Source organism: Hyphomonadaceae bacterium BL14, from assembly GCA_027627705.1.
Taxonomy (GTDB): Bacteria; Pseudomonadota; Alphaproteobacteria; order Caulobacterales; family Maricaulaceae; genus Oceanicaulis.
This window is the reverse complement of the sequence record CP091242.1, coordinates 188,482-200,057: the sequence shown is the minus strand read 5'-3', so window position 1 is coordinate 200,057 and position 11,576 is coordinate 188,482. Positions and strand designations below refer to the sequence as shown.

The 11,576-nt window shown below is 66.9% G+C and carries 10 protein-coding genes; 5 read left to right on the top strand and 5 right to left on the bottom strand.

Annotation, left to right across the window (positions count from 1 at the left end; all coding sequences use genetic code 11):
- The first annotated feature begins 304 nt into the window (after positions 1-304).
- From L2D00_00870 to L2D00_00860, 3 genes are all read left to right on the top strand, one after another.
- A complete protein-coding gene (locus L2D00_00870) occupies positions 305-3,616 on the top strand; it encodes a TonB-dependent receptor (GenBank protein WBQ13255.1) in 3,312 nt (1,103 codons plus the stop codon).
- A 163-nt stretch (positions 3,617-3,779) separates the two neighbouring features.
- The gene (locus L2D00_00865) at positions 3,780-4,901 is read left to right on the top strand and encodes a hypothetical protein (GenBank protein ID WBQ13254.1); all 1,122 of its coding nucleotides are present in this window, start codon (positions 3,780-3,782) and stop codon (positions 4,899-4,901) included.
- A 2-nt stretch (positions 4,902-4,903) separates the two neighbouring features.
- Positions 4,904-6,028, top strand: a complete 1,125-nt coding sequence (locus L2D00_00860) for a hypothetical protein (protein ID WBQ13253.1) — start codon at positions 4,904-4,906, stop codon at positions 6,026-6,028.
- On the opposite strand, the gene L2D00_00855 is transcribed toward L2D00_00860, so the two are convergent.
- Both L2D00_00855 and L2D00_00850 read right to left on the bottom strand, forming a co-directional pair.
- Positions 6,025-7,374 carry a flavin monoamine oxidase family protein gene (locus L2D00_00855; GenBank protein WBQ13252.1) on the bottom strand — a complete coding sequence of 450 codons (1,350 nt, stop codon included), beginning with the start codon at positions 7,372-7,374 and terminating at the stop codon, positions 6,025-6,027. The two genes, L2D00_00860 and L2D00_00855, sit on opposite strands and share 4 nt — an antisense overlap.
- 26 nt (positions 7,375-7,400) lie before the next feature.
- Positions 7,401-7,928 carry a gamma carbonic anhydrase family protein gene (locus tag L2D00_00850; protein ID WBQ13251.1) on the bottom strand — a complete coding sequence of 176 codons (528 nt, stop codon included), beginning with the start codon at positions 7,926-7,928 and terminating at the stop codon, positions 7,401-7,403.
- A gap of 319 nt (positions 7,929-8,247) precedes the next feature.
- Between L2D00_00850 and L2D00_00845 the strand changes: the two genes are divergently transcribed.
- Both L2D00_00845 and L2D00_00840 read left to right on the top strand, forming a co-directional pair.
- Positions 8,248-9,000 carry a PhoH family protein gene (locus tag L2D00_00845; protein ID WBQ13250.1) on the top strand — a complete coding sequence of 251 codons (753 nt, stop codon included), beginning with the start codon at positions 8,248-8,250 and terminating at the stop codon, positions 8,998-9,000.
- A 106-nt stretch (positions 9,001-9,106) separates the two neighbouring features.
- Positions 9,107-9,793, top strand: coding sequence for a hypothetical protein (locus L2D00_00840; protein ID WBQ13249.1), 687 nt, complete (start codon positions 9,107-9,109; stop codon positions 9,791-9,793).
- A 6-nt stretch (positions 9,794-9,799) separates the two neighbouring features.
- On the opposite strand, the gene L2D00_00835 is transcribed toward L2D00_00840, so the two are convergent.
- From L2D00_00835 to L2D00_00825, 3 genes are all read right to left on the bottom strand, one after another.
- A complete protein-coding gene (locus L2D00_00835; protein ID WBQ13248.1) occupies positions 9,800-10,021 on the bottom strand; it encodes a DUF3126 family protein in 222 nt (73 codons plus the stop codon).
- A gap of 89 nt (positions 10,022-10,110) precedes the next feature.
- Positions 10,111-10,944, bottom strand: coding sequence for a serine O-acetyltransferase (gene cysE / locus L2D00_00830; GenBank protein ID WBQ13247.1), 834 nt, complete (start codon positions 10,942-10,944; stop codon positions 10,111-10,113).
- A 5-nt stretch (positions 10,945-10,949) separates the two neighbouring features.
- Entirely contained in the window at positions 10,950-11,567 is a 618-nt protein-coding gene (locus L2D00_00825) for an NUDIX hydrolase (protein ID WBQ13246.1), read from the bottom strand.
- Positions 11,568-11,576: the final 9 nt, after the last annotated feature.

Below are 11,576 nucleotides of genomic sequence, written 5' to 3'. Positions count from 1 at the left end.
AACACCCTGAACCCTGCCCTCAAGTCATTAAATTTCCAGCGAATTTGTCCGGTCAAACGGCTCAATTCCTCTGTTGGGCAAGGCATAGCGACGCAAGAAACTGTAACAAATTTGCTACGCCTGCATCACAATATTCGCACGTTCCGGAAATTTCCGGGTCGAAGGGGGCGTCAAACCCATTCAGTTTTGTAATCTGCCTCATGGTGCGGCGCAACACGAATGGCGGGCCGCACCTCTACGACAAGGCGAACCGGGGTCTGGCCCGGCTCGCTGCGACACGGCAGCAACACAGGGGATGGGCGTTATGTTCAATCGTTTCAGGCATGTTTCACGGCTGCTGGCAGGCGGCTCCGGTCTGGCTCTGGCCATGGCGGCAGCGCCAGGCCTGGCGCTGGGGCAAGAGGCTGAAGAGGCCACTCCCGAGGCGCGCGCCTCGGACGTCGTGGTGGTCACCGGTTCACGCATCGCTCGCGATCCCAACCTCGCCTCGCCTGTGCCGGTTCAGTCGCTGGACGCCGAAGCGCTCCAACTCTCCGGCGAAGTCAGCCTGGCCGATGTGGTCAACCGCATCCCGGCCCTGCTGGCGTCGACGACCTCGGAACAGACCCTGACCGGCGCCAACGCGCTGAACCTGCGCGGTCTGGGCAGCGTGCGCACCCTGACCCTGGTCAATGGCCGCCGTCACGTGGCCGGTTTCGAGGGCGACCAGGCGGTGGATATCGGCTCGATCCCGCGCGGCCTGGTCGAGCGTGTCGAAGTGCTCACCGGCGGTGCCTCGGCGATCTACGGATCGGACGCGGTCACCGGCGTTGTGAACTTCATTCTGCGCGATGATTTCGAAGGGGCGCGATATGATGTGCGCGCCGGCATCTCCAGCCGCGGCGACGCCGAGAACGCCTCGGTTCAGGCGCTCTGGGGGCGGAATTTCCAGCAGGGGCGCGGCAATATCACCTTCGCGCTCGACTACACCTATGACTCGGTGCTGCGCTTCGGCGACCGCCCCTGGTCGGCCAATAACGGGCTGTCGCGCTCGCTGCCGAACCCGGCCCTGCGTTTCCAGCAGGGTGATCTGGGCACGTCGACGCCGCTTTTCAGCAATTTCTATAACTTCCAGCAAACCGGCCGCTATCCCTACGGCCTGTCGATTCCGACGTCGGCCCAGGCCTTTATCAACGCGTATAACGCGACGTTCGGGACCACGCTGACCCCGGGCGATCTCAGCGCCGCCGAACTGGCGCTGATCGAGCGGCGCAACACATCGCCGTCGCGCGCGATCCTGCCCCAGCCGACCTTCTCGATCTCGTCCCGGCGCGGCGTCATTTCGCCGGGCGATTTCGGCCTGGCGGCGGGCATCGACACCAATGGCAGTGGCATTGACGACTGCCTGGAGTCCTTTGTGGGCTGGAACAACTCGCTCAATGGCACTGGTTCGTTCGGCTTCGCCGGCGGCTGCTGGGTGGTCAATGATGACGGGTCGGTGCGCCCCTATCGCGACGGTCTGGTCGCGGCCAACTTCAACCAGTTCGGCGGCGACGGCATCGAGGACGTCTTTGACGCCACCTATCTGATCCCGCAGACCGAGCGGATCACCGCCAATCTGAACGCGCGCTACGACCTGACGCCGACGACCCGCGCCTTTTTCGAATTCAAGGCCTCCCAGTCGGTGACCCAGCGCGGCACACCGCTCAACACCTTCTACGACCTGCTCTACGGGGCCCCGGACAACCCGTTCCTGCCCGCCGAGCTGCGCGGCCTGGCCCAATCCACCGGCGGCCTGTTCATCACGCGTGACCCGACCGATCTGGGACCAAACATCACCCAGTTCACCCGCGATACCTATCGCGTGGTGGGCGGTCTGTCGGGCGAGCTGCCCCTTGGCTGGAGCTGGGAGATTTCCGCCAATTACGGCCAGTTCACCAACACCACAAAGGGACGCAACACCGTCTTGCTGGACCGCTTCTTCGCGGCCATCGACGTGGTCAGCGGCCCTGGCGGCACTCCGGTCTGCCGCTCCGATCTGGACCCGACGGCTGTACCGCCGACGACGATTTTCGGGATTCCCGACTTCGATCCGGGCTTCTACACCTTCACGCCGGGCGACGGTCAGTGCCGTCCGGCCAATATCTGGGGCGGCCCCAATTCGATCAGCGCGGACGCGGTGGACTTCATCACCACGACCACGATTGACGAGCTGCGCCTGGAGCAGACCGTGCTGAGCGGCCTTCTGGTCGGCGATTTCAGCAACTGGTTCAGCCTGCCGGCCGGACCGGTGAGCTTTGCTGCCGGGATCGAGTACCGCAAGGAAACCAGCCGCCTCAACCGTGACAATGTGGATCTCGGCATTCTGCCGGCCGGCTCGCCGTTCGGCCAAGGCACGCTGATTTCCAGCGTGTCGGGCAATGGCTCTCTGGGTTTCAACGCACTGAGCCAGTTCTTCAACTCTGCGGGCGAGTATGACGTCACCGACGCGTTCATCGAACTGTCCGTGCCGCTTCTGGCCGACCTGCCGCTGGCCCAGGAACTAACCCTGGACGGTGCCTACCGCTATGCCGACTACTCCACCGTCGGCGGTGCCGAAACCTGGAAGCTGGGCCTGTTGTGGACACCGATCGAGGACATCTCGTTCCGCGGGACGGTCTCCCAGGCGATCCGTGCGCCGAACATTGACGAGCTGTTCCGCCCCGACAACCCCGCCTTCTTCCGTCCGATCGACCCGTGCGATGCATCCGAAATCGGCAACGCGCCCGATCCGGGTGTTCGCGCCGCCAACTGCCAGGCCGGGGGCAACGGACTGCCGGGCCTGCCGGGCAGCTTCACCGATCCGCTGTCGGCCCGTTTCCCGGGCGTGGCGGGCGGCAATGCCAATTTGTCAGAGGAAACCGCCGACACGATCACGGTGGGTCTGGTGTTCACCCCGCGCGTCGTGCCCGGCTTCAACTTCACGCTCGATTACTGGAACGTGGAGATCCAGGAGGGCATCGGCTTCGTCACCGCCCAGCAGATCGTGAATGGCTGCTATGACTCCACAGACTTCCCCAATAGCGGGTTCTGCACCCTGTTCGACCGGGAGACCGACACCACCTCGCCGCAGTTCGGCGGCTTCCGCTTCCTGCGTCAGTCCTTCGTGAACTTCGCCTCCATCGAGGCGGAAGGATACGACTTCGCCGCCAATTACAGCTTCTCCTGGCGGGAGATGGACTTCCGCCTGGGGGTCAGCGGCACCAAGCAGGAGCAGCTGGACTTCTTCAACAACCCGCTGGATGCCACTGACGTGAACCCGGCGCTGGAAGAAATCCGCCGTCCCGTCTGGGCGGGCAATGCCAGCCTCGGCGTCACCCGCGGTGCGATTTCGCTGGGCTGGAACACCCAGTATGTCGGACCCCAGACGCTGACCGGCGTGGAGATCGAGACCGTTGACACCCTGTTCGGCGAAGGCGGCTGGGCACCGGAAATGTATATCCACAACTTCAATGCCTCCTACCGCTTCAACGATGACATCCGCATCTATGGCGGCGTGAACAATGTGTTTGACGAGTTCCCCTACGTAACCGAACGGGCCTGGCCCGCCGGCCCGCGCGGGCGGTTCTTCTTCGTGGGCGTGGAAGCCAGCTTCTAGTCCGCGCCTCACAGGACGTGGAGGAGGGCCGGAGCGGCGACGCTCCGGCCCTTTTCATGTCTCAGCGCGATTGTCCGCCGCACGCACTGCGCACGGGTTGCGGCCCGGACATGGCACGCCCATGTTGAGAGGCCCATATCTCAACACCGGAGGCGCGACGCCCATGCTGCATATTGACCTGCCCACACGCGGCGATCTTGACACCCTGTTGCACGTGCGCGCCGACGCCTGCGTCTCGATCTATCTGGCGACCACGCCGCTCAGCCAGCAAAGCGATGAAGCGCGCATTGCCCTGTCCAACGCCGCCAAAGAGGCGCGCGACCAGCTGGAAGCCGCCGGGTTCGACAAGCGCCGGCTGGCCGAGCTGATGGAGTTGTTCGACGATCTGGATGCAGACGAGGATTTCTGGCGCCTGCAAGCCAATTCGCTGGCCGTGCTGGCCACGCCGGACCGCATCCGCACCTTCCGCCTGGCCAACAAGCTGACGCCCCAGACCGAAGTGGCAGACCGCTTCTTCCTCAAACCCCTCCTGCGCGCCGTGACCTTCCCCCACGCTGCCTTCGTGCTGGCGCTGTCGGAGAACGCGGTGCGTCTGGTCGAAGTGTTCGCCGAGCTGGGCCCGCGCGAAGTGCGTGGCCTCGAACTGCCCAGCGACGCCGCCGGCTCGGTGGGCAAGTCCACGCTCAATGACCGCAGCGCGTCAGGCCGCATCCAGGGCTCTGAAGGCCAGAATGTGCGCTTCCGCCAATATGCCCGCCAGGTGGATGCCGCCCTGCGCCCGGTGCTGAGCGGGCGCAATATCCCGCTCATCCTGGCCGCCACGGGGCGCCTCGCCTCGATATTCCGCACCGTGAACACCTATCCCCATCTGGTCGCCGAAACGATCGAGGAGAGCCCGGACCGCCTCAGCGAGGCGCAATTGTCCGAGCGCGCGCGCCCGGTGCTGGACGCGGCCTACGCGCTGGAGCTGTCGGCGCTGAAACAGCTGTTCGAGACGCGCACTGGCCAGAACCGCACCACTACCGACATGGCCGACGCCGCCCACGCCGCCACGTTCGGGCGGATCGAGGCGCTGCTGGTGGATATCGACACAGTCGTGCCCGGCCGCATTGACGAGGAGACCGGCAAGCTGACGCTCGCCAGGGAGGCCGGGCCGGGCAGCTATGGCGTGGTGGACGAGATCGCCGCGCGCACCCTGTCCATGGGCGGGCGCGTACTGGGCGTGCGCCGCGACGACATTCCCGGCGGCGGCGAGCTGGCGGCGATATTGCGCTACGCGGTCTAGCCATGCGCCTGGGGGGGATTGGCCTGGCGGTGATCGCCGCGCTCGCGGGCACGTGGGGCATCTGGCGTCTCGCGCCGCATGCCCCGCCGCCCGAGCCGGCCGCGATCAGCCTGGCGCAATTTGGTGTGACGTCGAGCCGCGCTCTGATCGCCATCGAGCCCGCCCTGACGCCAGCCGACTATCGCAGCGCCGGCGCGCTGGAGACAGCGCTGGCACGTTATCTCGATGTGGCGGAGGGGGCGGGCGCACTCGACGGACCGGCCGTGGCGGTGTTTCCAGAACATACCGGCACCTGGCTGGTGGCGGCGCAGGCCCAGGCTGGCGTCTATCGCGCCGGCACGGTTGAGGGCGCGATGACGGGGCTGGCGCTCACCCGGCCCTTGCGTACGCTGGCGGCGCTGGCCCGCAGCGGCGAGGAGGACCGCATGGCCGCCGCCCTGTTCCGCGCGCGCGGGGATGCCATGGCGCACGATTATCAGCAGGTCTTCTCCAGCCTCGCCCGCCGCTATGGCGTGACGATCGTGGCCGGATCCATCGTCCTGCCGGACCCGCAGGTGGCAGACGGCGTGATCACGGTGAACGCGAGTGGCCCCCTTTACAATGTCTCCGCCGTCTTCGCGCCGGACGGGTCGGTGCACGGGGAACTGGTGCGCAAAGTCTATCCCATCCCGTCCGAAGCCGGAATTACAGCCTCCGCGCCCGCCTCGCCCCAGCCGGTATTCGACACGCCCGCAGGCGCGCTGGGCGTGCTGATCTGCGCCGATTCCTGGCACGGCGATGTCTATGAGGGCCTCAGCCGGCGACCGGACCTGATCGCTGTGCCGGCCTATCTCCAGCCATCGGGCGTGTGGGACGCGCCCTGGGGCGGCTATGTCACGCCCTGGCCCGAGGACGCGCCGCGCAGCGATGCCGGCACGCTCACCGAAGGCGAGGCCTGGATCGCCCATGCCCTGCCCCGCCGCCTGACCGCAGCCGGGGCCGAGGCAGGCATGACCGCCTTCGCGCGCGGATCGCTGTGGGACATGGGCGGCGACGGCCAGGCGCTGGCCGCCACACGGGACGGGGTGAGGCTGGGCCCTCGCACCGATGACGGCGCCGTGGTGGTGCTGTGGCTGGAGGGGGATTAGGGACTGAGCGCCGCCCTCACCTCGCCTGCCGCGCGCTGCGCCGCTTCCAGCGCGCCTTCAAAATAGCCATAGCCCTCGCGCGCGGTTTCTGTCCCCGCCACATGGATCGGGCCGATGGGGTCGCGCAAGTGCGGCCCCAGGCTGGTCCATACACCCGGCCCCATGAAGGCAGCGTAGCAGCCGCGGGTGTAGGGCTCGGCCGTCCAGTCCTGATCGGCATAGTCCAGCGGATGACGCGCGGCGTCGCCGAACACGGCCGCGAAACTCTCCAGCACGGCGGCGCGGCGCTCCATCGGGTCGCGCTGCGACCAGATCCGCGCCTCATCGCCCTCGATAAAACCCAGAAGCTGGCCCGCCGCGCGCCCGGCCTGTGTATTGTCGAAGGTCACGCGCACCGGCGCCGGACCGCCCACCGACTGGCCCGACAGCCCCGCCTCGCGCCAGAACGGGCGGTCATACTGGGCGACGCATTTGATGCAGGCGCCCGCCGGCATGCGCCGCCAGAGGGCGTCGCGCGCGGCGGGAAGCGGCGGATCGAAACGGATGCCCAGCGCCTGATTGGGCGGCAGAGCCAAAATGGCGAGGCGGGCAGAGAACTCACCCGCCGGCGTCTGCGCGGTCACGCCGTCATCCGACCAGCGCAGGGCCTGCACCGGCGCGTCATAGGTGATAGCCCCACCCAGACTATCGGCCATCGCGCGGGCGAGACCGCCCATATCGCCATGCACCCGGTCCTGCTGGGCGCCGCCATCCACCGAGATCAGCGCCTCCAGCGACCGGCCGGCGCGAGCGTAGAACAGGGCGTGGAGCAGGGATAATTCATGCGGTTCGGCGCAGAACACCGCGCCGATGGCGATGGCGAACATCTCTCGGGCGCGTGCGGTGAAGCCGGTGCGGGCCATGAAGTCAGCCACGGTGCGCCGGTCCCATTCCTCTGCTTGCGAATGCGCCCAGGGCCGGGCGGGATCGAGCTGTTTCGCCATCGCTTCGAAGCGCGCGAGCAGGCGGTTGAGGTCGAGGAGAACATGGAGGGGTAAGGAGGGGATGGTCCCGCGATAGCGGCGCAGGCGCCCGCTGAATGCCACCAGATGATCACCCTCATCCCAGAGCGGATAGGTGCGCGCGCCCATGGCCTCGATCAGGGCGTAGAGCCGGTCCTGCCCGGGTCCCACCCACTGGCCGCCCAGATCCACCGTGTCGCCATTGGCCAAGACATGGGACAGGGCGCGGCCGCCGGGGCGTTCACGTGCCTCCAGCACCCGCACCTCGAACGCATCGGACAGGAGGCGTGCGGCGTGAAGGCCGGACAATCCGGCGCCGATAATCAGGACATCGCTGCGCGCCATCGCCCCTCCCCCGTTTGCGCCCGCACTCAGCTCACCGGCTTGAGATCGCGGGCATAGCGCGCGGCGTTTTCGACGTAATGGTCGGCGCTGGCCTTGAGGAGCTCGGCCACCCCGTCCTCGATCTGTTTGACCACCTTGCCGGGCGCGCCCATCACCACCGAACCGTCAGGGATCTCCTTGCCCTCGGTGATCAGGGCGTGGGCACCAATGATGCAGTTCTTCCCGATTTTCGCGCCATTGAGCACCGTCGCACCAATGCCGATCAGGGTGTAGTCGCCCACCGTGCAGCCATGGAGCATGGCGTTATGGCCCACCGTCACGCCGCGCCCCAGCGTCAGGGGAAAGCCCATATCGGTGTGCAGCACCGCCCCGTCCTGGACATTGGCGTCTTCGCCCAGCGTGATCATTTCATTGTCGCCGCGCAGCACCGCGCCGAACCAGACCGAGGCACCGCGCTGCAAGGTCACCTTGCCGATCAACGCCGCATCGGGCGCGGCCCAGCCACCGTCGGGACTGATCTGCGGTGTGTCTTCGCCAAGCGCGTAAAGGGTCATGGCCGGTCTCCTCGAAACAACTGTGTCTGCGGCGCCGCAGTTTTGCGACATGTCAGTGAAGCGGTGACTCATACTTCATTCACTGTCCTAGGATGAGACTGTGAGTGCGATTCGCGATCAAGGGCGCGGGTCGCCTCGCGCGCAGCTCACCCTGCGCCGGGATGCTGGAAAGGAGGGCCCATGCCATCCGCACCGCCAAATCGGATCGCTCCGCCGCCGTGCGTCGCGCCGGCCCCGGTCCGCACCCTTGAATCCGCTGCATGCATCACCCCTCCGCACCCGCGCGAGGGGTTTTTTCTTGCCAATTGGAGGGCCTGAAATGGGCAAGCGAGCCGTCAAACGCCGTCAGGGCGGATTTAACGCCGAAGCCTATGAAGAGGAGAAAGTCCGCGCGCTGTTCCCGGGATCGGGATGGAGCCCGGACGAGACCGATCCCATGCGCGACCAGCGCTATATCAAGTCGGTCAAACCCCGCTCGGAAGGCCAGGCGGTCCTGATGGACGCGATTGACGCGCATAACCTGGTGCTGGCCCTGGGACCGGCCGGCACGGGCAAGACGTATCTCGCCGTCGCCAAGGCGGTCGAGGCGCTGGAATCGGGTGAGATCGGACGCATTGTCCTGTCGCGCCCGGCTGTGGAGGCGGGCGAATCCATCGGCTTCCTGCCCGGCGCCATGGAAGAGAAACTCGCGCCCTATCTGCGCCCCCTCTATGACGCCCTGTCAGACCGGCTCAGCCCCAAACGCCTCAAATCGCTGATGGCCGAAGGGCTGATCGAGATCGCGCCCATCGGATACATGCGCGGGCGTACGCTCAACAACGCCTTCGTCGTGGTCGACGAGGCGCAGAACTGCACCTACGCCCAGCTAAAAATGCTGCTCACGCGCCTGGGCTGGAACTCCACCATGGTGGTGACCGGCGACCCCGCCCAGACCGACTTGCTGCCCGAGCTTTCAGGCCTGAAACCGATCTCCGAACGCCTCGCCGAGGTGGATGATATCGCCGTCGTGCAACTCAAGCCCGAAGACATCGTGCGCCACCCGCTGGTCGCCTCGATGCTCGAAGTGCTCTGAAAGGGGGTGGTTTGAACGCGGCGGCCGCGCGCCCTGTCAGCGCTGATACAAAACGGTCGCCACTTCATGCAAGGCTCTCCCGGACAGTATCCGGGAGAGCCTTTTCATGATCCGCACCCTTGCCGCCGCCGCCAGCCTGGCCGCCAGCCTGGCCGCCAGCGCCGCGTCGCCCGCCGCCGCCCAATTTTCCTCCGGCACGCCGGGAGGCGCGCCCGGCGCCTTTGTGCTCGCCATCATCGATGTGGAGACCACAGGCCTTGAGCCTGGCCATCACGAGATGATTGATCTGGGCGCGATCTATACCGATCTGGACGGGACCGAGCTCGGCCGCTTCTTCGTGCGCATCCACCCGGACCATCCCGATCGCGCCGGCACGATCGCCCGCTCGATCAATGGCTATGATGAAGCGCGCTGGCAGGCGCTGGGCGCGGTGGACAAGGCGCAGGCGGCGTCCGCCTTTCTCGCCTTTCACCAGGAAATGACCGGCGAACGCACCGCGATCTTCACCGCCTACAACGCCTATTTCGACCGCGCCTTCCTGGACGTCTTTCTCAAAGAGGCCGGCCATGACGGCTTTCGCGCGCTGTTCACCTATTTCCTGCTGGACCTGCCCTCCATGGCCTATGGCGCGGGCATTGAGGATCTCGCCAACGCGTCTGTCGCCGCACGGCTCGGCCTGCCCGCCGAGACCGATGATCCGCTCGAGCACACGGGCTTGTCAGGCGTTGAGTGGAACCTGGCGCTCTACCGGGCGCTGCGGCACCGCGTGAAGCCGGAGGCGAGCGGCGGCTAGGCCTGCCTACTCCAGATCAATATCCAGGATCGTGATCTCGAACGAGTAGGACGTCTCGCCCTCCTCGACATTCTTGGAGACGACGCCGAGGCATTCCTTGCCGATATAGATTTCAGCGCACTCGTCGGGCCGGTTGCGGATTTGCACCTTGAGTTCCGGGTTCAGCCGGCCGCGCAGGAAGGCCTGCACTTTGGAGGCTTCGGACTGGGTGAAAACGGGCGCGGCCATGATGGTTCTCTCCGGTACGGACAAGGCGTTTGGGGGGATGATTTGCGCGCACCCTAGCCGGATCGCCGCGCGGCGCAATACCGGGGCGGTCAGTCAGTGTCGCTGAATGTCTGGTCCATGGTGCGCGAGGGCTCGGCGCATGGCCCGCCAACGGCCCGCGCCGGCACACCGGCGACGGTGCAGCGCGCGGGGACGTCCTGGAGCACGACCGAGCCGGCGGCGATGCGCGCGGCCTCGCCCACCTTGATATTGCCCAGCACCTTGGCACCCGCGCCGATGAGCACGCCGCGCCCGATCTTGGGATGGCGGTCACCGGAGTCTGCGCCCGTGCCGCCCAGCGTCACCTCGTGCAGGATGGAGACGTCGTCGCCCACCACCGCGGTCTCGCCGATGACCACCGAAGTGGCGTGGTCGATCATGATACCGCTGCCCAGGCGCGCGGCCGGATGGATGTCCACGCCGAACCGCTCCGACATCCGGCTTTGCAGGTGGAAGGCCAGCGTCTCGCGCCCCTCGCGCCACAGCCAGTGGGCCACGCGGTAGCACAAGAGGGCGTGGAAGCCCTTGAAATAAAGGAAAGGCTGAAGCAGGGAGCGCACCGCCGGGTCGCGCTCGTCCACCGCCAGCATGTCGCGCGCAGCCTCTTCGGCAATGGGCGGCGCGGCGGCGAAGGCGGCGCGGGCGATGTGGTGCATCTGCAGGGCGTCGAGCTGGGCGTCAGCCATCTTCTCGGCGACCCGGTGGGCGAGCGCTTCGGAGAAGCTGTCATGGCGCAGCACGGCGGCGTTGAGCATGCTGGCCAGCATGGGCTCCTCGGCGGCGGCGGACGCCGCGTCAAAGCGAAGACGCGACCAGACCTGGCCCATGCCCGACTGGATCGGGCGCAGATTGCCGGTGGAGGCGGGGATGGTGTCGGCGGCCATGACGCTTACGCCCTTCCTGGCGCTGGGGACCCGGTCAGGATAGCACGCGCCAGCTCAGGCTCCAGCTGGCCATGGCGCGCGGCATAATCGGCGGCGGCGAGCAGCGTCAGGGTGAAGCCGTCGCGAATCTCTCCCGACATGGCCATGGCAAGGGCCTCCTGCAAGCCCACGCGGCGCATTTGCATATCCGCTTCCGCACCCTCCCGGTCCGGTTCGCCGGCTTCCAGCCCCCAGGCGATGAAGCCAATGGCGCGCTCGGTGGTGACGGAGTTGGAGACGTCGTAATCGGCCAGATGACGCCAGTGTCTGGCGGTCAGCCCGGTTTCTTCCTGAAGCTCGCGCTTGGCGGTTTCCAACGGATCGACATCGCGCGCGCCGCCCCCTTCTGGCAATTCCCAGCTCCAGGCGTCCAGCGCGAAGCGGTGCTGGCCCACCAGCATGGTTGTGCCGTCCGCGAACACCGGCACCACGCCGATGGCCAGATTGCGCGGCTCGAACACGCCATAGACGCTGGGTGCACCGTCGGGCTGGCGCACCTCGTAGTGGCGCAGCTGCACCCAGGGATTTTCGTAGGCGAGACGTTCGGACGTGATGGTCCACAGGCCGCGGCGGCGTTCAGTCATGGGGCGCTC